General features: G+C 66.5%; 22 protein-coding genes. 9 read left to right on the plus strand and 13 right to left on the minus strand.

The window, feature by feature from the left end:
• Positions 1-14: 14 nt before the first annotated feature.
• The 10 genes from ACFQZQ_RS02260 to ACFQZQ_RS02305 form a co-directional block, all read right to left on the minus strand.
• A complete protein-coding gene (locus ACFQZQ_RS02260; protein ID WP_386811056.1) occupies positions 15-524 on the minus strand; it encodes a hypothetical protein in 510 nt (169 codons plus the stop codon).
• 2 nt (positions 525-526) lie between these two features.
• On the minus strand, positions 527-1,216 hold the full coding sequence (locus ACFQZQ_RS02265; protein WP_386811057.1) for a C39 family peptidase: 690 nt from the start codon (positions 1,214-1,216) through the stop codon (positions 527-529).
• Positions 1,213-1,656 (minus strand): hypothetical protein, encoded by a 444-nt coding sequence (locus tag ACFQZQ_RS02270; protein WP_386811058.1) that lies wholly within the window; start codon positions 1,654-1,656, stop codon positions 1,213-1,215. The genes ACFQZQ_RS02265 and ACFQZQ_RS02270 overlap by 4 nt, the downstream gene beginning before the upstream one ends.
• Before the next feature lie 162 nt (positions 1,657-1,818).
• Complete coding sequence (locus ACFQZQ_RS02275; protein ID WP_386811059.1) at positions 1,819-3,372, minus strand: hypothetical protein; 1,554 nt, start codon at positions 3,370-3,372, stop codon at positions 1,819-1,821.
• A 494-nt stretch (positions 3,373-3,866) separates the two neighbouring features.
• On the minus strand, positions 3,867-5,180 hold the full coding sequence (locus ACFQZQ_RS02280; RefSeq protein ID WP_386811639.1) for a replication-associated recombination protein A: 1,314 nt from the start codon (positions 5,178-5,180) through the stop codon (positions 3,867-3,869).
• 236 nt (positions 5,181-5,416) lie between these two features.
• The gene (locus ACFQZQ_RS02285) at positions 5,417-6,133 is read right to left on the minus strand and encodes a hypothetical protein (protein WP_386811060.1); all 717 of its coding nucleotides are present in this window, start codon (positions 6,131-6,133) and stop codon (positions 5,417-5,419) included.
• A gap of 167 nt (positions 6,134-6,300) precedes the next feature.
• The gene (lolA, locus tag ACFQZQ_RS02290; RefSeq protein ID WP_386811061.1) at positions 6,301-6,921 is read right to left on the minus strand and encodes an outer membrane lipoprotein chaperone LolA; all 621 of its coding nucleotides are present in this window, start codon (positions 6,919-6,921) and stop codon (positions 6,301-6,303) included.
• A 112-nt stretch (positions 6,922-7,033) separates the two neighbouring features.
• Positions 7,034-7,627: a hypothetical protein gene (locus tag ACFQZQ_RS02295; RefSeq protein ID WP_386811062.1), complete on the minus strand. Its 594-nt coding sequence runs from the start codon at positions 7,625-7,627 to the stop codon at positions 7,034-7,036.
• 45 nt (positions 7,628-7,672) lie between these two features.
• Positions 7,673-10,042 (minus strand): DNA translocase FtsK, encoded by a 2,370-nt coding sequence (locus ACFQZQ_RS02300; protein ID WP_386811063.1) that lies wholly within the window; start codon positions 10,040-10,042, stop codon positions 7,673-7,675.
• A gap of 86 nt (positions 10,043-10,128) precedes the next feature.
• Entirely contained in the window at positions 10,129-11,211 is a 1,083-nt protein-coding gene (locus ACFQZQ_RS02305; RefSeq protein WP_386811064.1) for an alanine dehydrogenase, read from the minus strand.
• 232 nt (positions 11,212-11,443) lie between these two features.
• Here ACFQZQ_RS02305 and trxB point away from each other — a divergent pair, with 232 nt between their 5' ends.
• From trxB to infA, 4 genes are all read left to right on the plus strand, one after another.
• Positions 11,444-12,397 (plus strand): thioredoxin-disulfide reductase, encoded by a 954-nt coding sequence (gene trxB, locus ACFQZQ_RS02310; RefSeq protein ID WP_386811065.1) that lies wholly within the window; start codon positions 11,444-11,446, stop codon positions 12,395-12,397.
• A gap of 16 nt (positions 12,398-12,413) precedes the next feature.
• Entirely contained in the window at positions 12,414-13,586 is a 1,173-nt protein-coding gene (locus ACFQZQ_RS02315) for a GNAT family N-acetyltransferase (protein ID WP_386811066.1), read from the plus strand.
• A complete protein-coding gene (aat, locus tag ACFQZQ_RS02320; RefSeq protein WP_386811067.1) occupies positions 13,555-14,298 on the plus strand; it encodes a leucyl/phenylalanyl-tRNA--protein transferase in 744 nt (247 codons plus the stop codon). Before ACFQZQ_RS02315 ends, aat begins: the two co-directional genes overlap by 32 nt.
• Before the next feature lie 111 nt (positions 14,299-14,409).
• Positions 14,410-14,628: a translation initiation factor IF-1 gene (gene infA, locus ACFQZQ_RS02325; protein ID WP_386811068.1), complete on the plus strand. Its 219-nt coding sequence runs from the start codon at positions 14,410-14,412 to the stop codon at positions 14,626-14,628.
• Positions 14,629-14,697: 69 nt separating this feature from the next.
• On the opposite strand, the gene clpA is transcribed toward infA, so the two are convergent.
• Both clpA and clpS read right to left on the minus strand, forming a co-directional pair.
• Positions 14,698-16,977, minus strand: a complete 2,280-nt coding sequence (gene clpA, locus ACFQZQ_RS02330; protein ID WP_386811069.1) for an ATP-dependent Clp protease ATP-binding subunit ClpA — start codon at positions 16,975-16,977, stop codon at positions 14,698-14,700.
• Between the two features lie 241 nt (positions 16,978-17,218).
• A complete protein-coding gene (clpS, locus tag ACFQZQ_RS02335) occupies positions 17,219-17,545 on the minus strand; it encodes an ATP-dependent Clp protease adapter ClpS (protein WP_386811070.1) in 327 nt (108 codons plus the stop codon).
• 125 nt (positions 17,546-17,670) lie between these two features.
• Here clpS and ACFQZQ_RS02340 point away from each other — a divergent pair, with 125 nt between their 5' ends.
• The 4 genes from ACFQZQ_RS02340 (at position 17,671) to acnA (ending at position 22,994) form a co-directional block, all read left to right on the plus strand.
• The gene (locus ACFQZQ_RS02340; protein ID WP_386811071.1) at positions 17,671-18,150 is read left to right on the plus strand and encodes an NUDIX hydrolase; all 480 of its coding nucleotides are present in this window, start codon (positions 17,671-17,673) and stop codon (positions 18,148-18,150) included.
• A gap of 5 nt (positions 18,151-18,155) precedes the next feature.
• Positions 18,156-19,295 (plus strand): tRNA 2-thiouridine(34) synthase MnmA, encoded by a 1,140-nt coding sequence (gene mnmA / locus ACFQZQ_RS02345; RefSeq protein ID WP_386811640.1) that lies wholly within the window; start codon positions 18,156-18,158, stop codon positions 19,293-19,295.
• 77 nt (positions 19,296-19,372) lie between these two features.
• Entirely contained in the window at positions 19,373-19,975 is a 603-nt protein-coding gene (gene hflD, locus ACFQZQ_RS02350) for a high frequency lysogenization protein HflD (protein WP_386811641.1), read from the plus strand.
• A gap of 256 nt (positions 19,976-20,231) precedes the next feature.
• Positions 20,232-22,994 (plus strand): aconitate hydratase AcnA, encoded by a 2,763-nt coding sequence (acnA, locus tag ACFQZQ_RS02355; RefSeq protein WP_386811072.1) that lies wholly within the window; start codon positions 20,232-20,234, stop codon positions 22,992-22,994.
• A gap of 239 nt (positions 22,995-23,233) precedes the next feature.
• Here the strand turns inward: acnA and ACFQZQ_RS02360 are convergent, their stop codons facing one another.
• On the minus strand, positions 23,234-23,629 hold the full coding sequence (locus tag ACFQZQ_RS02360) for a nuclear transport factor 2 family protein (protein WP_386811073.1): 396 nt from the start codon (positions 23,627-23,629) through the stop codon (positions 23,234-23,236).
• A gap of 236 nt (positions 23,630-23,865) precedes the next feature.
• On the opposite strand from ACFQZQ_RS02360, the gene ACFQZQ_RS02365 reads away from it, so the two are divergent.
• Entirely contained in the window at positions 23,866-25,542 is a 1,677-nt protein-coding gene (locus ACFQZQ_RS02365; RefSeq protein WP_386811074.1) for a long-chain fatty acid--CoA ligase, read from the plus strand.
• The last annotated feature ends 141 nt before the right edge of the window (positions 25,543-25,683 follow it).

A 25,683-nucleotide genomic window follows, 5' to 3' on the forward strand; every position in this document is an offset into this window, starting at 1 on the left:
AAGTCCCCATACGCCTACGGTCCGCCCGCAGCGTTGATCAAGGCGCCGTGTAAGGCGCCATAAGTATTCATTTCCTGGAACATGCCCAAGGTGCTGACGCTGACATTGAGCGTGGTCAGCGTGCTGATCTGCTGCCCGTCGAGCGTGTTCTGGATCACCACGCCCTGCATCCCGGAGGGCTGGAAGGTGTTGTCCGCCCCCACCTGCACCAGCAGCGTCTCGTTGAGCGCCGACAGCCCCTGCGCCTGCTCCACGGTCATGGTGCTGATGTCGGGGATGTTGATGCGCGCCGCCGCGACCAGCTCGCCGTTGATGAAAGCCACCCGTTCGATGCCGAACGACAGCATCATTCCGGTCGGTGTCACGAAGCCGCCGCGCATGCCGTCAAGCCGGTCGAGGTCGACGGCGACCCATTCCAGGCCCAGCGGCGTATGTGCCTGCTGGGCGTGCGCCAGGTCGGCGTAGCCCAAGCCCGTGACCGCCAAGGCGCCGAAGATGCCCATCAGGCGTGCGATGCGTTTCATGGTCAGATGTCTCCCGGGCCGCGCCTGGGCATGACGATGTTGCGCAACCCGTCGCGCTGCACGCCCATCTCCATGGGCGCCGGCGGCGCGGTGCGCCAATCGCGCGAGAGGTTGAACTGCGCGACCTCGCGCCGGTTGTGGACGACAAAGAGCACGCGGTTATCCCACAGGCGTTCGAACTGCGGGCGCGTCATTGCGCGCGTGCCGCGCGCGGGATCTCCAATCAGGACCCGGCCTCCCTTCATTCCCTTGATCACCACGAAGTGGCGGTAGCCGCGATCGTTGAGGAGGACGATCGCAGGCAGTCCCTCCTCCAGCAATTTCTCCAGCGGCAGATCGAATCCGTCCGCCTCGAAGCCCTGCGACAGCAGGTAGCGGCGCATGTCGAGGAGCGAGAACCCCTCGGCGCGAATCTTTGCCTTGTTGCCCGATGCGTACATCTTGGTGAACACATCGGCTTCGGTGACGCGATGGCCGTACTGGTAGGTCAGCAAGGTCGCGGTGGCGGCCGAACCGCAACTGAAATCGTAGCGCTGCGGCACCGTGGTCCGGAAGCGTGCTTCCTTGAGGCTGGTCAGCTGCACCTTGTAGCTGGCGCCATGGGGAACGCGCAGGTCCACCGTCGACGCCGACGCGGCGCCCGCCAGGGCCAGCATCCCTGCCATCACCAAGGACAGCGCGGCTTGCTTCACAGCCCCGGGTCCACGAACTGCACGTTGACGATCATGCCGTTCTGGATCAGCACGTTCGATCCGCTGTTCTGGATCACGGTGTTGATGCCACTGGCGTTGCCGAACGCGCCGTCCGACACCGAGTTGCCGCCGCTGACGATACGGTTGGCCGTGTTGCCGGTGACCTGGCCGTTGATGTCGACTTCTTGGAAACTCTCGTCGCCGCCGCGGAAGTCCTCCAACTCGCCGCTGTCCAGCGCCTGGCCGATGCCGTCGACCTGGCTGGGCGGTTGGCTGGCTTCCAGCGCCATCGCGCCCAGATCAGCCGCGACGGGGAGAGGTGCGAGATAAACAGGGGACGCCGCCGCGCCCAGATCGGTGGCGCCCGCGACTTGGATGAGGCCGAGCGTCGCCACCAGGGCGGCAGCGCCCGCATGGGCAATGGACTTGAACGATCGCATGGGTAATCTCCTTCACCCGTGGGTTCCCGCTGGTCCGCGCACGGCACGACGAAGGCTTCTCGCCGTGTCCAACTCTCGGGCTAACGCCGAAGCGCAGCAGAGCCGGACGTGCGCGACGATGCGCCGTGGTGCGGGGGCAACCACGACGCATCGAGGGAACGCTTAGTTACCGACGTTCAAGTTGGCTTGCACGGTCACGCCTTGCTGGATGAGCGAGGAGGCACCGCTGTTCTGCGCCATCACCATCAGGCCGGCTGCCGCGTTGGCGGAACCGTTCATCTGGTTCGACATGTCGAAGCTGCCGGCGTCGACGGCGATCGAACCGCCCGCCCCGCCTGCACCACCGACTGCGCCGTTGCCGACGCCGCCGTTGCCTTCACCGCCGTTGCCGTCGCCGCCGTTGCCGACGCCGCCCGCACCGCCAGTCGCACCGGCCGCACCGGCCGCACCCACCGCGCCGTTGCCGGCAGTCGCGCTGCCGTTGGTGGCACTGGTCGAGGAGCCGCCGTTGTCGGCGTCGCCATTGGTCGCCGCACCGCCATCACCGCCGTCACCGGCCGTGCTGGCTACCGCACCGCTGTCTCCGCCGGTGCCCGTGCCTGCGCCGCCCGTGGCAGTCGCTGCGCCGGACGAACCCGCGCCGCCAGTGCTCGTGCCGGAGCCGCTGCCGCCACTTGCCGTGGCCGAGCCTGCGGTGCCGTCGCCGCCGGTGCCGGTGCCGGTACCCGTACCGGTGCCGTCGCCGCCCGTGGCGGTCGCATCACCAGCGGTTCCGGTACCACCCGCACCACCTGCGCCGCCGTCGCCGCCGTCGCCAGCACGGCCGGGACCGGCGTCGTCGCCGCCGTCACCGCCGCCGCCGCCGCCACCGCCACCGCCGCCACCGGCGAGGCTACCGGCGCCAGCGTCCCCGCCAGCACCCAGCCCGGCTCCGAGGCCGATCCCGTCGCCACCGTCTGCGTCGCTACCGGCTCCGGCGTCACCACCGGCTCCGAGTGCAGCGGAGTCGCCGCCGGCTGCCAGGCTTGCCGCTCCGGCATCACCGCCGTCGCCGTCGCCGTCGCCGCCACGGCCGCTTTCGTTGTCATAGGAGTCTCCGCCGCGGGCGCCGTTGCCTGCGGTGGCATCACCGATGCTGGTGCCGCCGTTGCTGGCTGCGCCGGCTGTCGCACTGCCGTTGGAGGCACTGCCGCCGTTGCCGCCGTTGCCGCCGTCACCGCCGCTGCCGCCGTTGCCGCCATCGCCGCCGGAGCCGCCGCCGCCGTTGCCTTCGCCGCCGTAGCCGTCGCCACCGTAGCCGTCGCCGCCGTCGCCGCCCGAACCACCATTGGCATTGCCGCTGTTGTTCGCGTAGTTGCCGATGTCGTGGACGTTGTTGTCGGACACGTATCCGTTGAGTTCAGTCTCGGCTATCGCCTTGTTGCGATTGAAGGAGTTGGAGAAATTGGATGTCGCGGTGGATCCGTTGTTGGCCGCGGCATTGCCGTAGCCGCCATCCGCGTCGGCTTCGCCGTCATTGTCGCGGTTGTCGCCCGTGCTGTTGTCGGAGTTGTCGGAGTTGTCGGAGTTGTCACTGTTGTCGTCGATCGAGTCGATCGCGATCTGTGCCCAGTTCTGTCCGGGGCCGTTCTCGGTGTTTTCCGCGGCCCAGACGGATCCCAGGGATCCAATTGCCAAGAGCACTGCCGTCGCGATGATGGTTTTGCGAATAGCCATTAGGAGTTCTCCTGCGCGCCGGCATCACGCCGGGGGAAGGCGTCCGATACGGCGGCACTCAATACCATGCATATCCGGCGCCACTCGCGGTTCGTGCGCGCAACAGATTGATTTTGTGTGGTTTATTCGCCAGACAAAGCCGCGCAGACGCATTCTGTCGATAAATCCAAATTGAATGGCGGACTGAGGTTTCAGGATTGAAACCATCTCGTGTGGCTAATGCTTGAAGCGCCGCTCGCAATAGCAGCGATAACGCCCTGATCCGCTGCAGATAGCCGGTTCCTTGGGGCGATTACGCAGGACGTATCAAGGCTGCAACGCGAAGCCCTGTCCACTACCAGGCCCTAGGTCCACCCCAAGGCAGATCAAGGGCTTGCAAGCGAAGTTGCATCCCATTTGGTCGTTACGTGATCGCTACCGCGCGGCGTCTGGCGAATATTGGACGGTCAGGCGTTGGCACGAAAAGGCGCCTCGTCGACGTTCCGTACAGGCTGCTAGCGCGCCGCCTCGTCGTCGTCCGCCGGTCCCCTGGAGGCGCGGCGCGAATCTCGCAAGCGTGCGAGCTTCTCGCCGAGCTTGATTTCCAGCCCGCGCTCGACCGGCTCGTAGTAGATGCGCTCGCCCATCGCGTCGGGAAACCCGGTCTGGTCCAGTGCCACGCCGCCGCTGGCGTCGTGGTCGTACTGGTAGCCCTTCGAATGACCGAGTTGCTTCATCAGCTTGGTCGGTGCATTGCGCAGGTGCATGGGCACCTCTTGGGTGCCGTATTCGTGCACGTCACGATTGGCAGCGTTGAAAGCCACGTAGGCCGCGTTCGACTTGGCCGTGCTCGCCAGATAGACGACCAGCTGCGCCAGCGCGAGCTCGCCTTCGGGGCTGCCCAGACGGTCGTAGGCGTCCCACGATTCGATGGCCATCTGCAGCGCGCGCGGATCGGCCAGCCCGATGTCTTCCACCGCCATCCGCGTCAAGCGCCGGGCGAGGTAGCTGCGGTCGCAGCCGCCATCGAGCATGCGCGCGAACCAGTACAGCGCCGCGTCCGGATTGGAGCTGCGTACCGATTTATGCAGCGCCGATATCTGGTCGTAGAACTGGTCGCCGCCCTTGTCGAACCGACGGGTGCGGTCGGCCAGCACCTGCATCAGCGTGGCCTCGGTGATCTGCCCGTCTTCGCCTTGCGCCAGCTCCGCGGCGATCTCAAGCAGGGTCAGCCCACGGCGCACGTCGCCGTCGGCGGCACTGGCGATCTGCGACAGGGATGCGTCGGACACCGACAGCCCCTGCCTACCCAGGCCTCGCGCGTCGTCCTTCAACGCGCTGCGCAGGGCCGCGGTGATGTCGTCGGCCGACACCGCCTCCATCACGTGCACGCGGCAGCGCGACAGCAAGGCCGAGTTGAGCTCGAACGAAGGGTTCTCGGTGGTCGCGCCGACGAACAGGATCGTGCCGCGCTCGATGTGCGGGAGGAACGCGTCCTGCTGGGTCTTGTTGAAGCGGTGCACCTCGTCCACGAACAGCACCGTGCGCCGGCCTTCGGCGAAACGGTGGGCAGCCTCGGCCAGCACTTGGCGCACCTCGGGCAAGCCGGACAGCACCGCCGAGATCGCCCGGAACTCGGCCTGCGAATAGCGCGCGAGCAGCAACGCCAGCGTGGTCTTCCCGCAGCCCGGAGGTCCCCACAGGATCATCGAGTGCACGTGGCCGGACTCGACCGCGCGGCGCAACGCCGAACCTGCGGCGAGCAAGCGCCGCTGCCCGACCATCTCGTCGAGCGTGCGTGGCCGCATGCGCTCGGCCAGCGGCCGCATGGCGTCGCGATCGACGCTCAACAAGTCCGGGGACGGGAGGGATGGCGCAGAGGGGCGTCGGGGCACGGGTGCTGGCAATGCTGCAGGTCGATCGAAGCCGACACGATATCAAGTTGCCGCTGGTACAAACCGAGGGGGTTTGGCCTACGCACCACCCAAGGATGAGGGTCAATGCCCTGTGCGGATATGCCAGGGATGACGCTTGGTTCCATCAAGCAGCGACGAAGCTCACTCCGTCAGCGGCTGGCCAGCGGACGCGTGGAAACCTCATCCCAGTTGGCGGTGGTACCCAGTTCGTAATCGACCCGCAACCACTGCCCGCTGCGACGGTCGTAGAGGGCTTCGATCTGTGCGGTGGTCGCGCCTTCGCGGCCGAAGTCGGCCGTGCCGATGCCCTGCACGCGCAGGTAGCGGCTACCGGCGGCATTGGTGGTCACCTGGTCCATCAACAGGCGCACCGGTTGCTGCGCAAACTCGTCGCGAAGAGACGAACCGACCCGATCGGACAACGCGAGAGCGAGCTTGGAGTCGTTCGCAATCGGCTCGCCGCCCGCGGTGTCGCCAATCACCAGGTAGGGCTGGCTGACGCTGGTGGCGCTGGTGTCGTACAGCGCGGTGAAGCGGAACGGGATCCAGGCTTCGTCGTCGCCGATCCGCAGGCGACCGCTACCACTGACGTCGCGATCACGCACGCTGGCCGGCATCACCGCCACGGAGTCTAGTTTGACCCCGACCTCACGTTCGCCGAACTGGCGCGCGACGGCACCAATCACGGCCGCGGCGACGGCGCCGTCCATGGCTTCATCCCCCTCGATGCGCGACTCCGGCTGTCGGTCAAGCGATTGCGCCTGGATCGCTACCTGCTTGCTGGTGCCATCGGCTTGGGCGACTGCCGTGGACAAAGTCAATCCGCCGACCAGGACGAGTGCGAGGGTGAGTGCCGAACGACGCATGGCCGGATCCTGCTGTTGCCCGCCGGTGGCGAAGCTTGCAGCCACTCTCAAGGCCTGCTTGTGGATGGACCGTGATCGGCGCGAGGCCTGCTGAACGCTTTGTCAGCTACATAAACGAAAGGCGGGCCTGAGCCCGCCTTTCGCCTCGCCAACCGATCGAGACTGCCTTAGCCGCCGATCACGTCCACGCCCTTGGCGGGGCTGTACTTGAAGGTGCCCTTGGCGAAGGCCGGGTTGCGCTTCCAGCCACTGAAGATGATCTGAGTGCGTTGGCCGAGCGCGTCCACCACATCCATCCTGGCCAGACCGCCCTTGCCGAAGCCCAGCCGCGCCGAGCTGAAGCCGGCTTCCTTGTTGCCCTTGGGTGCGAGCGTCAGCCAACTGAGGCCATTGGCATTGCCCGCATCCTTGACCACGAACTGCGCATCGAGCTTGCCCGGGTCGATCAGCGCCGACAGCGGGCTGTTCTGCTCCTCGGCGCCTTGAGCGCGCTTGGTTGCCTGCTTGAGGTCCGGGTCGTACACCCACACGCTTTTGCCGTCGGCCACGATCAGTTGCGGGAACGGCTTGACGTACTCCCAGCGGAACAAACGTGGCGCGGACAGCGCGACCTTGCCGCTCGAGGCTTCCTTGAGCTTGCCCTTGGGGTCGAACACCTGTTGGCTGAACTGGCCGTCGAGGCCCTTCAACCCCTTGGTGAAGGTATTCAGGTCGTCGCGCGCGCCGGCGAAAGCGGTCGTGGCAAACAACGCGGTGGCGAGCACGGTGTAGCGAGCGAAACGAATCATGGGTCACTCCGGTTGCGTATGCGGCGAGTCTGCCCCGGGCCAGCTGAATAGGCCTTGTCGGGCAACGGCGGCCATCAGACCACAACCGTGTTCGTTCAGTCCGCCATTTCCGTCACCACACCGATCGCACCGCTTGCATGACGTGCCGTTTGGCCGCGGTTTCCGGCTTGCGCTTGGCGTCTTCGGTTTCCGGTGCGCTGCTGACGCCCACGCCGGAACGCGTCGTCTCCAAGCGTCCGCAGCCATCGGCCTCTTCGCACGGATCGGTGTGCATCGACGTTTCCGATGCTTCCCCGCTCGCTGCGGGCTGGAGGTGCAAGTCCGACAGCGTCGTCGTTTCGACGGCTGTACGAACGGGGGCTGGCAACGGTTCGGGCAGCCCAACCGGATTGGTGAGCACCGGCGTCAGCAGTGCCTGGGTCGAGCCAGTTTTTAAGGCTGCGCGGGCCTTTTGTCCGGGCACGCGGGATTGGCGCGTCGCGGCTGCGGACAACGCAGGCTGCGGAGCCGCTCGGGATATCGTCGACGATGCGCTGGCGGGTGGCGCTGCCGGCAAAACCTGCTTGGCCGGGTCGACGCCCAGCGGAATGGATGGGTGCTGCCACCGAAGCCATTCCTGCGCACGGGCCGGAGGTGCGGCCAACAACGAAGCGACGCTGGTGGCAAATACGGCGGCGGCGAATATCGGACTTCCCGGAACTGTCATGACTGACCTTCCTCGAGTCGAAACGCGTGGTCCCCCGCCGGCAGCTTAGGGCTTGGGTGGCGGCGGCGCCAGCACGCTGCGGTCGCCGTTGTGTTCCTGCGGGGAAACAATGCCGGCTGCCTCCATCGCCTCGACCAGGCGGGCGGCGCGGTTGTAGCCGATCTTGAGCCGCCGCTGCACGCCCGAGATCGAGGCGCGTCGGGTCTCGGTGACGATGCGTACCGCCTCGTCGTAGAGCGGGTCAGACTCGTCCCCTGCCCCGCCACCGCTTTCCGGCAATCCGGTCGCGCCGACCACGACGCCGTCGCCCATCGTCTGCACTTCGTCGAGGACGCCGTCGATGTAGTCCGGGCCGCCGCCGATCTGCTTGAGGTGCTCGACCACGCGGTGCACTTCCTCGTCGCTGACGAACGCGCCGTGCACGCGCTCGGGCATGGCCGTCCCCGGTGGCAGGTAGAGCATGTCGCCGTGGCCCAGCAGGGTCTCGGCACCGGACTGGTCGAGGATGGTGCGCGAGTCGATCTTGCTCGATACCTGGAACGCGATGCGGGTCGGGATGTTGGCCTTGATCAAGCCGGTGATCACGTCTACCGACGGCCGCTGGGTCGCCAGGATCAGGTGGATGCCGGCCGCGCGCGCCTTCTGCGCCAGGCGTGCGATCAACTCTTCGACCTTCTTGCCGACGATCATCATCATGTCGGCGAATTCGTCGATGAAGATCACGATGAACGGCAGTTCCTCCAGCGGCCGCGGCGCCTCGCCCAACTCGGCATTGGGCTTGAACAGCGGGTCCATCATCGGCTGGCCGCTGTCGCGCGCGTCCTTGACCTTCTTGTTGAAGCCGGCCAGGTTGCGCACGCCGACGGTGCTCATCAGCTTGTAGCGGCGCTCCATCTCGGCCACGCACCAGCGAAGACCATTCGCGGCCTCTTTCATGTCGGTGACCACCGGCGCCAGCAGGTGCGGGATGCCCTGGTAGACGCTGAGCTCGAGCATCTTCGGGTCGATCATCAGCATCCGCAGGTCCTTCGCGGATGCCTTGTACAGCAGGCTCAGCACCATCGCGTTGACCGCGACCGACTTGCCCGAACCGGTGGTGCCGGCGACCAGCAGGTGCGGCATGCGCGCCAGGTCGGCCACGGTCGGCCGGCCGGCGATGTCCTTGCCCAGCGCCAGCGTTAGCGGGCTGGTCGACTTGTCGTATTCCTTCGAACGCAGCAGCTCGGACAGGTAGATCATCTCGCGCGTGGTGTTCGGCGTTTCGAGGCCTATCACCGACTTGCCCGGAATCACGTCGACCACGCGCACCGACTTCACCGACAGGCCGCGGGCGATGTCCTTGTCGAGCGAGCTGATCTGGCTGACCTTGATGCCCGGCGCGGGTTGCACCTCGAAACGGGTGATCACCGGCCCCGGGTAGGCACCGACCACCTGCGCGTCGATGCGGAAATCCTTGAGCTTGAACTCGATCTGCCGCGAGATCGTCTCCAGCGTTTCCTCGCTGTAGCCCTTGGGCTGCGGCTTGGGATCGTCGAGCAGGGCCAGTGGCGGGATGCCGCTACCGTCGCCGACGTGGAACAGCGGGATCTGCTGCTCGCGCTTGGCGCGGTCGCTTTTCTCGACGACCGGCGCCGGCGGCGGCTCGATCCTGACCGGCGCCCGCTTCGCGCGCAGTTCGGTGTCGACCTTGCGCACTTCCTCGCGCTCCTCGCGAAGTGCCCGCGTCTGCTGCCATTCGGTCGCCTGCTGGCTGCCGCGGCGGAACAGCTTGCCCAGCAATGGACCCAGCGACAGCGTCCACTGACCGATCCGGTCCATCACCGCCAGCCACGAAATGCCGGTGGCGAGCGTCACCGACACCAGCAGCAACGCCAGCAGGAACAGGTTGCCGCCGACCGGGCCGAAGCCGCTGTACAGCGACTTGCCGACCAACTGCCCGAGGATGCCGCCGCTGCGCGCGGAGAAATCCGCGGCCAGGCCGACACGCAGCTCCAGCAGGCCGGTCGCGGCGACGAGGAAGCCGACGATGCCCACCAGGCGCAGCGCCGGCCCGAGGTCGGCATCGCCATCGCCATCCGCATCCATGCCGAACAACGCGATCCACGCGATCAGGCCGAGCATCACCGGCAACAGGAACGCCACATAACCGCACAGGTACAGCAGCACGTCGGCGATCCAGGCACCGACGTGGCCGCCGGCGTTGTGCAGTGGCGCGGTAACGCTGCCCGACTGCGACCAGCCCGGATCCTGCGGCGAGAACGTGACCAGGCTGACCAGCAGGTACAGCAGGAACGGCGCGATCACGATCAGCGCGATGTCGCGCATCAGCCGCTGCCGCCGCGGCGACGGTGGCGCACGCTTGGCGGCATCCGCGGCCGGGCTCTTCTTGCGACTTGCGGTGGACGCTTGCGCCACTATGATGTTCTGCCTGAGCTAGGTTCCGTTAGTTATTGAATATACGGCGGAACCCTGCCAAATGACAGGGTTCGATCAGGGGCCGATCAGAGCTTCATGCCCTGCAACGCCGGGTGAACCAACTGGCCGCCCTCGACATTGATCCCGCGCACCAGCGCCGGGTTGTCGCGCCAGCTGTGGCCGGGCGTGTCGCCCCAGGCCAGTTTGTTCACCCACGGCAGGATCGCCGCGCAGATCGCCTGCGATGAGGTCTGCGGCACCGCACCGGGCATGTTGGTCACCGCGAAGTGGGTCACGCCCTCTTCGACGTAGGTCGGCTCCTTCCAGGTGGTCGGACGCGACGTCTCGAAGCAGCCGCCCTGGTCGATCGAGATGTCGACGACCACGCTGCCGTCTTCCATGTGCTTGAGCATTTCGCGGGTGAGGACGTGCGGCGCCACCGCGCCGGTGACCAGCACCGCGCCGATTACGAGGTCGGCCGAAGCTACCTCGCGCGCGACCACTTCAGCGTACGGGAACAGCGCAGTGACGTTGTTGCCCAGGCGCATCATCTCTTCCATGCGGTCGTGGCGCTTTTCGAACACCACCACGTTCGAGCCGCCGGCCGCGGCCAGCGCGGCGGAGTTGCCGCCGGCAGCACCGGCGCCGAACACCACGACCTTGCCGCGCTCGGTCGACGGCAGCCCGCCGAGCAGCTTGCCCTTGCCGCCCATGGGCTGGTGCAGCAGGTGGGTACCGACCTGCACCGCGATCTTGCCGGCGATGATCGACATCGGCGCGAGCAGCGGCAGGTCGCCGTTGGGCAGTTCGACGGTCTCGAACGCGACGCCGGTCAGGCCGATATCCAGCAGCCGCTTGGTCAGTGCGGGCAGCGGCGCCAGATGCAGGTAGCAGAACAGCAGGTGGTCCTTGCGCAGCAGCGCCAGGTCGCCTTCGATCGGTTCTTTGACCTTGACGATCAGCTCGCCTTTTTCGTACAGCGCGGCGGCATCGGGCGCGATCTTGACCCCGAGCCGGGTGTACTGCTCGTCCTTGAAGCCGCTCTTGATGCCCGCGTCCTTCTCCAACCACACTTCGTGGCCGCGGTTGATCAGGTCGCCCGCCGCTTCTGGCACCAGCGCGACACGCCCTTCCAGGGTTTTGGTTTCCTTCGGTACGCCAATACGCATCACGATCTCTCCGTTGCGGTCCAGAAAAAACGCCGCGTCCGCGGCGCATCCCAGGCCAGGTTGTCCGATGGTGCGCGAAACGTCGACGAGGCACTGTCGAGTCGCTGCGCGCCTTGTTTTGCCGGGACGCCGCCTCCAAGCTATGGCGTTCGCACGCCCACCGTCACACGACATCGTCCGGTGGCCAGTTCCGCGCATCCGGCGCGTCCCAAAATCGACCGCGATTATACCCATGACCCCATCGAAGCACTCCCGTCTCGTCATCCTCGGCTCCGGCCCTGCCGGCTGGACCGCGGCCGTGTACGCCGCGCGCGCCAACCTGAAGCCGCTGGTGATCACCGGCCTGCAGATGGGCGGCCAGCTGATGACCACGACCGAAGTCGACAACTGGCCCGGCGATGCCCACGGCCTGATGGGCCCTGACCTGATGGCGCGCATGCAGGCGCATGCCGAGCGTTTCGACACCGAAACCGTGTTCGACCACATCCACACCGCCGACCTCTCGCAGCGTCCGTTCCGGCTGAAGGGCGACAACGGCGACTACACCGCCGACGCGCTGGTCATCGCCACTGGCGCGACCGCGAAGTATCTGGGCCTGCCGTCGGAAGAGACGTTCAAGGGCCGCGGCGTCTCCGCCTGCGCGACCTGCGACGGTTTCTTCTACAAGGACCAGGACGTAGCGGTGATCGGCGGCGGCAACACCGCCGTCGAAGAAGCGCTGTACCTGTCGAACATCGCCCGCAAGGTCTACCTGGTGCATCGCCGCGACACGCTGCGCGCCGAGAAGATCATGCAGGACAAGCTGCAGGCCAAGATCCAGAGCGGCAAGATCGAGCCGATCTGGCACCACCAGGTCGACGAGGTGCTCGGCAACGACGCCGGCGTGACCGGCCTGCGGGTGAAATCGGTGCAGGACGAGTCGACCCGCGAGATCGCCATCCACGGCCTGTTCGTCGCGATTGGTCATACGCCGAACACGACGCTGTTCGAAGGCCAGCTGGAGATGAAGAACGGCTACCTGACCATCCAGACGGGGCTGCACGGCAACGCGACGCAGACATCGGTGCCCGGCGTGTTCGCCGCCGGTGACGTCGCCGACCAGGTCTACCGGCAGGCGATCACTTCCGCCGGCTTCGGTTGCATGGCCGCGCTGGACGCCGAGAAGTTCCTCGACAAGGACGGCTGATGCCGTTCAGCGGCCCATGACGGACGCGCGCATCCTTGGCGCGCTGTCCGATGTATCGGCGGCGCATTGGGACGCGCTGCACGACGGCCGCAACCCGTTTGTCGCGCACGCGTTCCTGGCTGGGCTGGAACAGCACGGCTGCCTGCGCCCGCAATGGGGCTGGAGCCCACGCCACCTCACGCTCTGGGACGGCGACCAGCTGGTCGCGGCGGCGCCGACCTATCTGAAGGAAAACTCGCACGGCGAATTCGTGTTCGACCATGCCTGGGCGCACGCCTACGCCCAGCACGGCCTCGACTATTTCCCCAAATGGCTGTGCGCGGTGCCCTACTCGCCCGTCACCGGTCCGCGTCTGTTGGCAACCACGCAGGCCCGTCGGCAGCAGTTGCTCGAGGCCATGACCGGCCTCTGCGAACGCCAGGGCTGGTCGTCGGCGCACGTCAATTTCCATGAAGCACAAGACGACACCGCGTTCGCGGAACACTGGCTGGCCCGGGTCGATGTGCAGTACCACTGGCACAACCGTGATGGCTGGCAGGACTTTGGCCAGTTCCTGGCCGCCTTCGACCACAAGCACCGCAAGAACATCCGCCAGGAGCGTGCGAAGGTCGCCCGCGCCGGCGTGAGCTTCCGCATTGTGGAAGGCGCGCAGGCCAGCGAATCCGACCTCGCGGCGATGCACAGCTTCTACCTGCAGACGTTCGCCGAGTACGGCAACCACCCGGCGCTGACGCTGGAGTTCCTGCGCCATCTGGCCGAGGCGATGCCGCAGGCACTGGTGATGTTCTTCGCCGAGCGCGACGGCAGTGCGATCGCGGGCGCGCTGTGCCTGCGCGGCGGCGATACCTTGTTCGGGCGCTACTGGGGTGCGACCGCACCCCTGCCCGGCCTGCATTTCGAGACCTGCTATTACCAAGGCATCGACTACTGCCTGCGCGAAGGCCTGGCCCGTTTCGAACCCGGCGCGCAGGGCGAACACAAGCTCGCGCGCGGTTTCCTGCCGACGCTCGTGCGCAGCCGGCACTGGCTGGCCCACGAGGGTTTTCGCGACGCGCTGCGGCCGTGGTGCGCACAGGAATCCGCGTCGGTGCGACGCTACGCCGCTACCCTCGCCGCGCACTCGCCCTTCAAGGGCGATCACGCCACGGAGGAACGCGATGGCCCTGCGCCCGCCCCTGCTGCCGGCTGACCCCGATGCGCCGTTCCCGCCGGGCGCGTCGGCGTTGCGGCAGCCCGATGGCCTGCTCGCGATCGGCGGCGACCTGACACCGCCGCGGCTGCTCAACGCCTATCGCCACGGGATCTTCCCCTGGTATTCCGATGGCCAGCCGATCCTGTGGTGGTGCCCGGATCCACGCACCGTGTTCCGCACTGGACGTGTGCGGCTGTCGTCGCGCTTCCGGCGCGAGCTGCGGCGCTCATGCTGGAGCGTGCGCGCCGACACGGCATTCGAGCAGGTGATCGACGCCTGTGCGCGAATCCCCCGCGACGGCCAGCACGGCACCTGGATTACCGCGCAGATGCGCGCGGCCTATGTCGAGTTGCACCACCGTGGCCACGCGCATTCGGTCGAGGTGTTCGACGGCCAGCAATTGGTGGGCGGCATCTATGGGGTGGCGGTGGGCCGGATGTTCTTCGGCGAAAGCATGTTCAGCACGCAATCGGGCGGCTCCAAGGTCGCATTGGCAGCCCTCGCCCGGTGCCTGCACGGCTGGGACTGGCCGCTGCTCGATGCGCAGGTCGAGAACGCGCACCTGCTGAGCCTCGGCGCCGAGCTGTGGCCGCGCGACGATTTCCTCGCCCAGGTCGCGGTGCAGACGCAGATGCCCGAGCCCCCTAACGCCTGGACGTCGCGCTTCGGTACCTGGCCCGCACGGCTCCTGGCGGATCCGTCGACCTGAACCCCGCTGGCAGATCCGCAGGTGCCTTTTGCGCCGACCCCGGGGCGCGTGTCAGAATGCCGGGCTTCGCGGGCGCGTTGTGCCCGTCTATACAGTGAATCCAGGAAACACATGGCAAAAGATGACGTGATCGAATTCGAGGGCACGGTGGCGGAGACCCTTCCGAACACCATGTTCCGCGTGCGCCTCGAGAACGGCCACGAGATCATCGCCCACATCTCCGGGCGGATGCGCAAGAACTACATCCGCATCCTGACCGGCGACAAGGTGAAGATTGAGATGACCCCCTACGACTTGAGCAAGGGTCGGATCACTTATCGCATGAAGTAATCGCGGTAAGTTATTGATAAAAAAGGCGGCCATTGGCCGCCTTTTTTGTGGAACGGCCTCGGGCCGGTCCTACACCGTCACTGGCAGCAGCTTCTCCGGCTCGGACTGCATGTCGACCACCAGTTCGTCGTCGCGCACGTCGATCGACACGCGGCCGCCGCCGGTCAACTTGCCGAACAGCAACTCGTCGGCCAGCGGGCGCTTGATCTTCTCCTGGATCACACGCGCCATCGGCCGCGCTCCCATCAGCGGATCGAAGCCGTGCTGCGCCAGCCAGTCGCGCGCGGTCGGGGTCGCCGACAGCGTCACGTTCTTGTCGTGCAGCTGCGCCTCCAGCTCGATCAGGAACTTGTCGACCACGCGCAGGATGTGCTCGAAGCCCAGCGCCTGGAACTGCACCACCGCATCCAGGCGGTTGCGGAACTCCGGGGTGAAGCCCTTGCGGATCACCTCCATCGCATCGGTCGAATGGTCCTGCTGGGTAAAACCAATCGAGCGCCTTGCCGCCAGCGCCGCGCCGGCATTGGTGGTCATCACCAGGATCACATTGCGGAAGTTCGCCTCGCGCCCGTTGGTGTCGGTCAGCACGCCGCGGTCCATGACCTGCAGCAGGATGTTGAAGATGTCCGGGTGCGCCTTCTCGACCTCGTCCAGCAGCAGCACGCAGTGCGGCGTCTTGACGATCTTCTCGGTCAGCAGACCGCCCTGGTCGAAACCGACATAGCCCGGGGGCGCGCCGATCAGGCGGCTGACCGAATGCGGCTCCATGTACTCGGACATGTCGAAACGCACCAGTTCGATGCCCAGCTGCAGCGCGAGTTGCTTGGTGACCTCGGTCTTGCCGACGCCGGTGGGCCCTGCAAACAGGAAGTTGCCGATCGGCTTGTCCGGGTTGCCCAACCCCGAGCGCGCAAGCTTGATTGCCGAGGTCAGGGTACCGATCGCCGGATCCTGGCCGAAGATCACCATCTTCAGGTTGCGCTCGAGGTTCTTGAGCACGTCCTTGTCCGACGCCGACACCTGCTTGGCCGGGATGCGCGCCATCTTGGCCACGATCGCCTCGATCTCCTCGGTGTCGATCCGGCTCTTGCGCACCGACTCGGGCAGCAAGCGCTGGCGGGCGCCCGCCTCGTCGATCACGTCGATCGCCTTGTCCGGCAGCAACCGGTCGCCGATGTGCTTGACCGACAGGTCGACCGCCGCCTGCAGCGCTTCGTCGGCGTAGGTCACGCCGTGGTGCGCCTCGTACTTGGGCTTCAGACCCTGCAGGATCTCGAAGGTCTCGCCCACGGTCGGCTCGACGATGTCGATCTTCTGGAAGCGCCGCGCGAGCGCGCGGTCCTTCTCGAACACTCCGCGGTATTCTTGGAAGGTGGTCGAGCCGATGCAACGCAGGTCGCCTGACGACAGCGCCGGCTTGATCAGGTTGCTCGCGTCCATGGTGCCGCCGCTGGCGCTGCCGGCCCCGATGATGGTGTGGATCTCGTCGATGAACAGCACCGATTCGGGCAACTTCTTGAGCTGCGCGAGCACCGCCTTCAGCCGCTTTTCGAAGTCGCCGCGGTACTTGGTGCCGGCAACCAGTGCGCCCAGGTCGAGGGCGAAGATCGTTGCGTTCGCCAGCACCTCGGGCACGTCGCCGTCGACGATGCGCTTGGCCAGGCCCTCGGCGATCGCGGTCTTGCCGACGCCGGCCTCGCCTACGTACAGCGGGTTGTTCTTGCGGCGGCGGCACAGCACCTGGATGGTGCGCTCTACCTCGTCGGCGCGGCCGACCAGCGGGTCGATCTTGCCGTCGCGCGCAAGCTGGTTGAGGTTGACGGCGAACTCGGCCAGGGCGTCGGACTTGCCCTCGCCCTCGCCTCCCTCGGCCGGCTTGGCCTCGCTGTCGTCCGAGGACGAGCCCTCGTCCGAGCCGTGGCGGGCGATGCCGTGCGACAGGTAGTTGACGACGTCGAGCCGCGCCACGTCCTGCTGGTTGAGGAAATAGACCGCGTGCGAGTCCTTCTCGCCGAAGATCGCGACCAGCACGTTGGCGCCGGTGACTTCCTTCTTGCCGGAGGACTGCACGTGGTAGACCGCGCGCTGCAGCACGCGCTGGAAGCCCAGCGTCGGCTGGGTGTCGCGGTCGATGTCCTCGGGCAGCACCGAGACCGAGGTCTCGATCGCCTGCTCGAGGTCGCTGCGCAGGCGCGCAAAATCGGCGCCGCAGGCCTTGAGCACGCCTTCGGCCGAGGGATTGTCTAGGAGTGCCAACAGCAGGTGTTCGACCGTCATGTACTCGTGGCGCGCCTCGCGGGCGCGCTTGTAGCACTGGCCGATGCTGTATTCGAGATCCTTGCTGAACATGGGACGAAAGTCTCCGGAAGCTACTGCGATCCTAGATGGGGACGCACCGCGGCATTTCCATGCCGCGCTTTCCTGACACCACTCCTGCCGGCCTGCTCAAGCCGGCCTGCTCAAGCCAGCATGACCAACCGGCCCCGACATGTCACCGAGTCACCAGCCTTTGACCCGGGCCCTGCGAACTCGTTCCCTCACTTGCTACAGACGTCCCCCGCGGGCCTTTCAGGCCTTGTTTCCTGACGTTCTAGGCCTTTTCCATCGTGCACAGCAAGGGGTGCTGGTTGAGCCTGGAGAATTCGTTCACCTGCGCCACCTTGGATTCGGCCACTTCGCGGGTGAACACGCCGCATACGCCGCGGCCCCGGGTGTGGACGTGCAGCATGATCTGGGTGGCTTTTTCGACGTTGAGCGGGAAAAAGCGCAGCAGCACCTCGACCACGAAGTCCATCGGGGTGTAATCGTCGTTCAGCAGCAGGACGGAAAACAGCGGCGGCCGTGCCACCTCCGGCTTGCTGGTTTCGACCATCGCGCCGTGGCCGTGCTCGTGTTCTTGTTCGGTGTGCTTGGGCATGGCGGCGATTATAAGCCGGGCCCGTCGGCGCCCATTCGGGAAAAAACCACATGGACGCCCCGGCAGGCGGGCTGCAAAATGCCGTGGAACACGTTTCGTGTTGGATGGACGAGGATCAATCCCCCGTGAGCTATCGCGAAGGCCGCTTCTGGCAACCTGACGTCACCGTTGCCACGGTCGTCGTCGACGGCGGCCGGCTGCTGATGGTCGAGGAGACCGTTGCCGGCCGCCTGGTGTTGAACCAGCCGGCCGGGCACTTGGAGCCCGACGAGAGCCTGGTCGAGGCCGCCTTGCGCGAAACCCGCGAGGAGACCGGCTGGGACGTGCGCCTCACCGCGTTCGTCGGTGCCTACCAGTGGAAAGCACCGTCGCAACCGGACGGCAGCGGTGGTCGCCACTACCTGCGCTTCGCGTTCGCCGCCGAGCCGGTTGCCCACGACCCGTCGCGCAACCTCGACGAGGGCATCGTCCGCGCCCTGTGGCTGTCCCCGGCCGAGCTGGAGGCCGAACGCGTCCGTCATCGCAGCCCGCTGGTCTGGCGCACGGCGACGGACTTCCTGGCCGGGCGCCGCCACCCGCTGGACCTGATGCAGCACCTGGCATGAGCCCGATGCCTGCCAAGGCGGCGCCGGTCCCGGGCGTTCGCACCATCGTCGGCATGTCCGGCGGCGTCGACTCGTCGGTGGCGGCGTTGCTGCTGCGCGATGCCGGCGAACCGCTGGCCGGCTTGTTCATGCAGAACTGGGCCGACGACGGCAGCGGCGACTGCCGCGCGGACGACGACCGCCGCGACGCGGTCGCGGTGTGCGGGCGGCTGGGCTTGCCGATCCACTTCCGCGATTTCTCCGGCGAGTACTGGCAAGGCGTATTCGCGCACTTCCTCGCCGAGTACGCGGCGGGTCGCACCCCCAACCCCGACGTGCTGTGCAACCGCGAGATCAAGTTCAAGCACTTCCTTGACGCCGCGCGCGAACTGGGCGCGGAGTTCATCGCCACCGGCCACTACGCCCGCGTCGAACGCCAGGGCGACGAGTTCCAGTTACTGCGCGCGATCGACCGCAGCAAGGACCAGAGCTATTTCCTGCACCAGCTGGGCCAGGCGCAGTTGTCGGCAACCCGGTTTCCCCTGGGCAGCATCCTGAAAAGCGAGATTCGTGCGATCGCCCGCGACGCCGGCCTGCCGACCGCGGCGAAGAAGGATTCCACCGGCATCTGCTTCATCGGGGAGCGCGATTTCCGCGAGTTCCTCGCGCGCTACCTGCCCGCCCGCGCGGGCGAGATCCGCACCCCGGACGGCCGCGTCGTGGGCCAGCACCCTGGCGTGTTCTATTTCACACTCGGCCAGCGCGAAGGGCTGAACATCGGCGGTGTGCGCGGGTTCGAACCGGCGCCGTGGTATGTCGTCGGCAAGGACGTCGCCGGCAACGTGCTGTACGTAGAACAGGGCATCGACAGCCCGTGGTTGCAGTCGCAGGTGCTGTGGTCGGAAACGGCGCACTGGGTCGCGGGGGCACCACCGGCAAGCCGCTTCGCATGTACGGCGCAGACCCGCTACCGGCAAGCCGACGAGGCCTGCGAGGTGATGCTCAAGACCGACGGTACCGTGCAGGTGCGCTTCGCCCGCCCGCAACGCGCGGTCACGCCTGGCCAGTCGCTGGTGCTGTATCACGACGACATCTGCCTCGGCGGCGCGGTGATCGCCGCCACCGACGCACCACTCGAACTCCGAATGAAGGCCGCTGCTGCATGACCGAATCCCCTACCCCAGAATCCGGCGCCGGAGCACGGGTCACGCAGGCCGGGTTCAGCCCGGTGGTGTTCAACCCGATGTCCGGGCGCGTGCTCGCGCTGGCCGGGCTGGTGCAGGCGCTGGCCCAGGTGCGCCGCATCGCCGACACCGGCCACGCCGATGCCAGCGTGCTGGGGACCGCGCTGGACTCGGTGTTCCGCATCGATGCGGACTCACCGGCCGACGTCTACGGCGACAGCACTGCGCTGCGGCCAGGCCTGATGCTGCTGCGCGACTACTTCACCAGCCAGTCGCGCGACGAGCAGTTGCCGCGGCTCGCGCTGGCGGTGATGCAGCTGGAACGGCGCTTCGTCCGCGACGACGCGATGGCGCGCCGCGTGCAGGCCGGCATCCGCGCGCAAGCCGCCGCCGCGCAACGCCTGGGCAGCAGCACCCACCCCGAAGTGCTGGCGGCGCTCGGCGGCCTGTACTCCGAGACCCTGAGCCACCTGCGTCCGCGGGTCCAGGTGCAGGGCAACCCGCATTACCTGGGGCAGGCAACGGTGGTTGCCGAAGTCCGCGCGGTGCTGCTGGCCGCGGTGCGTTCGGCGGTGCTGTGGCGGCAACTCGGCGGCAGCCTCTGGGATTTCCTGTTGCGTCGGGGCGAATTGGCGGCCGCGGTGCGCGCGCACCTGGGCTGACTGGCGCCCGTGTCGCAGATCCGAGCCGCGCTCGGATCGCTCTTCAGGCTCAACCACGAATCGGTCCGGGCAAGCCTCGGATCCAACGGCGTACGACCACCGGGCGGGCGTCGCGTTGCGTCTCGTATCGGCGTCGCAGGACGAAAGTACAGGGTCGGGCGCGGGCAACACGCCGGCGTTTGCGGCATAATTACGGGGCTTTCTCGCGGTGTTGTCTCCCGCGCTTTCCCCTTTAGCTGCAGCCACGGAGCCCCCAATGGCAGACTCCTTCGCCACCCGCGCGCAACTCGACGTCAACGGCAAGTCGTACACCTATTTCAGCCTGCCCATCCTGGGCCAGCGCTTCGACCTGTCGAAGCTGCCCTACTCGATGAAGATCCTGCTCGAGAACCTGCTGCGCCATGAAGATGGCGGCATGACGGTCGGCAAGGACCACATCGAAGCCGTCGCCCAGTGGGATTGCAAGGCCGAGCCGGACACCGAGATCGCCTTCATGCCGGCGCGCGTGGTGCTGCAGGATTTCACCGGCGTGCCGTGCGTGGTCGACCTGGCCGCGATGCGCGACGCGGTCACCAAGCTGGGCGGCAACCCGAACCAGATCAACCCGCTGATACCGTCCGAACTGGTCATCGACCACTCCGTGCAGGTCGACGTGTTCGGCCGCGCCGATGCACTGGAACTCAACGGCAAGATCGAGTTCGAACGCAACCTGGAGCGCTACAGTTTCCTGCGCTGGGGCCAGAAGTCGCTGGAGAACTTCAAGGTGGTGCCGCCGAACACCGGCATCGTCCACCAGGTGAACCTGGAGAACCTGGCCCGCGTGGTCATGGGCCGTGAGGTCGACGGCGTGCTGCAGGCGTTTCCGGACACCGTGTTCGGTACCGACAGCCATACCACCATGATCAACGGCATCGGCGTGCTCGGTTGGGGCGTGGGCGGCATCGAGGCCGAGGCCGCGATGCTCGGCCAGCCCTCGTCGATGCTGATCCCGCAGGTGGTCGGCTTCAAGCTGACCGGCAAGCTGCCCGAGGGCACCACCGCCACCGATCTGGTGCTGACCGTCACCCAGATGCTGCGTTCGCTCGGCGTGGTCGGCAAGTTTGTCGAGTTCTTCGGCGAAGGCCTGCAGCACCTGCCGTTGGCCGATCGCGCCACGATCGCCAACATGGCACCGGAATACGGCGCAACCTGCGGCATCTTCCCGATCGATGCCGAGGCCGTGAACTACCTGCGCCTGTCCGGTCGCAGCGAGGAGCAGATCGCGCTGGTCGAGGCCTACGCCAAGGCCCAGGGCCTGTGGCACGACGCCAACTCGCCGCACGCGAGCTACTCGGCCACGCTGGAACTCGACTTGGCGGAGATCAAGCCGTCGCTGGCCGGCCCCAAGCGCCCGCAGGACCGCGTGCTGCTCAGCGGCATGAAGGACAACTTCCACGCCAACCTCGAAGGCCTGACCGCCAACCGGCCGGCGCGCAAGACGGAGGTCAAGCGCATGGACGCCGAAGGCGGCGACCAGCCGCAGGCCGAACACCTGGCCGCCAAGCCGAAGTCGAACATCCGCATCCACGACCAGGATTGCGACCTCAACGACGGCTCGGTGGTGATCGCCGCGATCACCTCCTGCACCAACACCTCCAACCCGGCAGTGATGCTCGGTGCCGGCCTGCTGGCACGCAACGCCGCGCGCCTCGGCCTCAAGGCCAAGCCGTGGGTCAAGACCTCGCTCGGGCCGGGCTCGCTGGTGGTCACCGACTACCTGAAGAAGGCCGGGGTGATGGACGACCTGGAGAAGCTCGGCTTCTTCGTCGTCGGCTACGGCTGCACCACCTGCATCGGCAACTCCGGCCCGCTGCCGGACGAGGTGTCCAAGGGCATCGCCGAGAATGACCTGGTAGTGGCGTCGGTACTGTCGGGCAACCGCAACTTCGAGGGCCGCGTGCACTCCGAAGTGAAGATGAACTACCTTGCCTCGCCGCCGCTGGTGGTGGCTTACGCGATCGCCGGCACGGTCGACATCGACCTGACCAACGACCCGCTGGCGCACACGCCCGACGGCAAGCCGGTCTACCTGCGCGACATCTGGCCGACCAACAAGGAAATCGGCGACATGATCGCCGCGACCGTGGGTCCGGAGCTGTTTGCGCAGAACTACGCCGACGTGTTCAAGGGCGACAGCCGCTGGAACCAGATCGCCTCGCCGGAAGGCGAATCGTTCCAGTGGGACGAGTCCTCGACCTACATCAAGAACCCGCCCTACTTCGATGGCATGACCATGCAGGTCGGCTCGATCGACGACGTCCATGGCGCCCGCGTCATGGGCCTGTTCGGCGACTCGATCACCACCGACCACATCTCCCCAGCGGGCAACATCAAGAAAGACTCGCCGGCGGGCCGCTTCCTGCAGGCGCGCGGCGTGCAGCCGGCCGACTTCAACAGCTACGGTTCGCGTCGCGGCAACGACGACGTCATGGTGCGCGGCACCTTCGCCAACATCCGCATCAAGAACCTGATGTTCGGTGGCGAGGAAGGCGGCAACACCCTGTACTTCGACAAAACCGGCAGCGTTGGCGAGAAGCTGGCGATCTACGACGCGGCGATGAAGTACAAGGCCGACGGCGTGCCGCTGGTGGTGTTCGCCGGCAAGGAGTACGGCACCGGCTCGTCGCGCGACTGGGCGGCCAAGGGCACCAACCTGCTGGGCGTGAAGGCGGTCGTGGCCGAGAGCTTTGAGCGCATCCACCGTTCCAACCTGGTCGGCATGGGCGTGCTGCCGCTGCAGTTCCATGCCGGCGAGAACGCCAAGTCGCATGGCCTCGATGGTTCGGAGACGATCGACGTGGTCGGCCTCGCCGATGGCGCTGCCAAGACCGCGACCATCGTGGCCCGCAAGGCCGACGGCAGCGAAAAGACGTTTGAAGTGAAGGTGCTGCTGCTGACGCCGAAGGAAGTCGAGTACTTCCGCCACGGCGGCATCCTGCACTACGTCCTGCGGCAGTTGGCAGCAAGGAAGGCAGCCTGATCGCAAGTTGAGGGGCGGAAGCCCGCCGGCGGCATGGCCGCCGGTCTTCGTCAGGGCGCGAACCAATGGTTCGCAAACACCCTGACTCAGCCACCACGGCGGCATCCTGCATTACTACTTGTTGCGCCAACTGGCGGCGAAAAAGCGGCGTAAACCACGCTTTCTTGCCGATGCTCGGTGGGTGCGAAAAGAGCGGCTACGGCCGCTCTTTTCGTTTCGTCCCTCGCGCTTCGCGAAAGCTAGAGTCGCGGCGTCCAGCGAGCGCTGGTCAAACGCCATTCGCCGTCGTCCAGACGCCAGCCCGTCTCGACGTCGTACAGCTGCGCTGTCTCCGGCAGCATGCCGCCGGAACCGCCGGTCAGCGCCGCGCTGAAGCTCACCGTGGCGTGGCGCGGCCGCAGTGAAACGTCCAGCGGACCCACGTTCACTCCGATGTCGCCATGGCGCAGGAACACTCCCTGCGCAATCCGCTTTGCGCCGGTGCGATCGAGCCCTTCGGGGCCGATGAAATCGTCCGCGAGCCACTGCTGCATCCCCGCGACGTCGCGCGCTTCCAGCGATGCCTTCAACCCGTCCAGAGAGTCGCGCAATCGCTGCTTCGGCGACGTGCGGCCGCACCCGACCGCCAGCAGCATCAGGAGCACTCCGACCCAGCAGGCATGGATCGTTCGCGAAGCGAGCATGGTCCATCACTCCCAGTTCTACCGGACACACGCTGCGTGGCCGCGGATGCCGACAGTATCGGCTGCACGAACCCTCCGTGGCCGCCTTGCCAGTCCCTAGAGCCTATGCTCCAATCCTTGCAACGACCGTACGGCAGCGCATCCGCGACCGGCGTGCAACGACAACAGCGAGCAACAAGGGGATCGCGATGAGTATTGAACGTCCGTGGCTGGCCCAGTACCCGGCAGGGGTTCCCGCGCAGATCGACGTCGATGAGTACCCCTCGATCGTCTCCGTGTTCGAAGCCGCGGTCGCCAACTACCGCGACCGCCCCGCGTTCGCCAACCTCGGCAAGACCCTGACCTACGCGCAGATCGACAAGCTCAGCGCGCAGTTTGCCGCCTACCTGCTGGGCGAACTCAAGCTCAAGAAGGGCGATCGCGTCGCGATCATGATGCCCAATTGCCTGCAATATCCGATCGCCACCTTCGGCGTGCTGCGCGCCGGGCTGACGGTGGTCAACACCAATCCGATGTACACCGCGCGCGAGCTCAAGCACCAGCTGGTGGATTCCGGTACCAGCGCGATCGTGGTGCTCGACAACTTCGGCACCACCGTCCAGGAAGTGATCGGCGGTACCCAGGTCAAGCAGGTCATCACCACCGGTCTGGGCGACATGCTCGGCTTCCCGAAGGGCTCGATCGTCAACTTCGTGCTCAAACACGTGAAGAAGATGGTCCCCGACTACGACATCGCCGGCGCGATCCGCTTCAAGGACGCGCTGACGCTGGGCCAGATGCAGACCCTGCCGGAGATCAAGATCGACCCGCAGGACATCGCCTTCCTGCAGTACACCGGCGGCACCACCGGCGTGGCCAAGGGCGCGATGCTGACCCACCGCAACCTGGTGGCGAACATGCAGCAGGCCGCCGCGTGGGTCGGCACCAACGTCAAGCTCGGCGAGGAAATCATCATCACCGCGCTGCCGCTGTACCACATCTTCGCGTTGACGGCGAACGGCCTGGTCTTCATGAAGTTCGGCGGGCTCAACCACCTGATCACCAATCCGCGCGACATGCCCGGGTTCGTGAAGGAACTGAAGAAGGTCCCGTTCACCGCGATCACCGGCGTGAATACCTTGTTCAACGGACTGCTCAACACCCCGGGCTTCGACCAGGTCGATTTCTCCAAGCTGCACCTGACCCTCGGCGGTGGCATGGCCGTGCAACGGGCGGTCGCGGAGCGCTGGAAGCAGGTCACCGGCAGCACCCTGCTCGAAGCCTATGGCCTGACCGAAACCTCCCCGGCGGCGTGCATCAACCCGATGGACCTGGCCGAGTACAACGGCGCGATCGGCCTGCCGATCCCGTCCACCGATGCCTGCGTCAAGGATGAGAACGGCAACGAGATGCCGATGGGCGAAGTCGGCGAGCTGTGCATCAGGGGCCCGCAGGTGATGAAGGGCTACTGGCAGCGGCCCGAGGAGACCGCGCAGGTGATGGACGCGGACGGCTGGCTGCACACCGGCGACATGGCGAAGATGGACGAGAACGGGTTCTTCTTCATCGTCGACCGCAAGAAGGACATGATCCTGGTGTCCGGCTTCAACGTGTACCCCAACGAGATCGAGGACGTGATCGCGATGATGCCCGGTGTGCTTGAGGTTGCCGCGGTGGGCGTCCCAGACGACAAGTCCGGCGAAGCGGTCAAGGTCGTGATTGTCAAGAAGGATCCCGCGCTCACCGCCGAGCAGGTCAAGGCGCACGCCCGCACCAATCTCACCGGATACAAGCACCCCAAGTTCGTCGAGTTCCGCACCGAACTGCCCAAGACGAACGTCGGCAAGATCCTGCGTCGTGAACTGCGCGATCCACCGGCTTCCTGAACCTCGCAAGAGCCGGGATTCATGAAGAAAAACCCCTCTCCGGAGGGGTTTTTCATTTGTGTCCGGAGCCAGGTGTAGCATCGAAATGCAGGCGCTTTAGCCTGCTTACGTCCTCCGGAGCTCTACCATGTCGATCCCTAC

It is taken from the genome of Lysobacter koreensis (assembly GCF_042677045.1).
GTDB classification, from domain to species: domain Bacteria; phylum Pseudomonadota; class Gammaproteobacteria; order Xanthomonadales; family Xanthomonadaceae; genus Lysobacter_K; species Lysobacter_K koreensis.